This is a genomic window from Azospirillum sp. B4, assembly GCF_000333275.1.
Taxonomy (GTDB): domain Bacteria; phylum Pseudomonadota; class Alphaproteobacteria; order Azospirillales; family Azospirillaceae; genus Nitrospirillum.
Genome location: NZ_BACU01000440.1, coordinates 1 through 920 on the forward strand (window position 1 = coordinate 1; position 920 = coordinate 920).

The 920-nt window shown below is 70.7% G+C and carries 1 protein-coding gene; it reads right to left on the reverse strand.

Annotated features, from left to right (window positions below; genetic code table 11):
- Window positions 1–920: MBG domain-containing protein (locus I55_RS37250; protein ID WP_044562195.1), on the reverse strand; the 920-nt coding region annotated here is incomplete at both ends.

Sequence of the window (920 nt, forward strand, 5' to 3'; positions counted from 1 at the left end):
CAGGCCGCTGCTGCTGTAGCCCGTCAGGCTGGCGCTGGCGCCGTAGGTCTTGGACGCCCCGCTGGCGGTGATGGTCAGTGCCGCCGGGGTCACCGTCAGCGTGCCATCGGCATAGCTCACCGCGTAGTTGCTGAGCCCCGTGCCCGTGGCGCCGCTGGCCACAACGCTGTAGCTGCCCACCGAGGCCACCGTACCGCTGCCGCTGCTGGCCAAGGTCACGGCCGCAATGCTGTCGCCGTTCACCAGGCCGCTGCTGCTGTACCCCGTCAGGCTGGCGCTGGCGCCGTAGGTCTTGCTCGCCCCGCTGGCCGTGATGGTCAGCGCCGCCGGGGTCACCGTCAGCGTGCCGTCGGCATAGCTTACCGAATAATTGCTGAGCCCCGTGCCCGTCGCACCGCTGGCCACAACGCTGTAGCTGCCCACCGACGCCGCCGTACCGCTGCCGCTGCTGGCCAAGGTCACGGCCGCAATGCTGTCGCCGTTCACCAGGCCGCTGCTGCTGTAGCCCGTCAGGCTGGCGCTGGCGCCGTAGGTCTTGGACGCCCCGCTGGCGGTGATGGTCAGTGCCGCCGGGGTCACCGTCAGCGTGCCATCGGCATAGCTCACCGCGTAGTTGCTGAGCCCCGTGCCCGTGGCGCCGCTGGCCACAACGCTGTAGCTGCCCACCGAGGCCACCGTACCGCTGCCGCTGCTGGCCAAGGTCACGGCCGCAATGCTGTCGCCATTCACCAGGCCGCTGCTGCTGTAGCCCGTCAGGCTGGCGCTGGCGCCGTAGGTCTTGGACGCCCCGCTGGCGGTGATGGTCAGTGCCGCCGGGGTCACCGTCAGCGTGCCATCGGCATAGCTCACCGCGTAGTTGCTGAGCCCCGTGCCCGTGGCGCCGCTGGCCACAACGCTGTAGCTGCCCACCGAGGCCACCG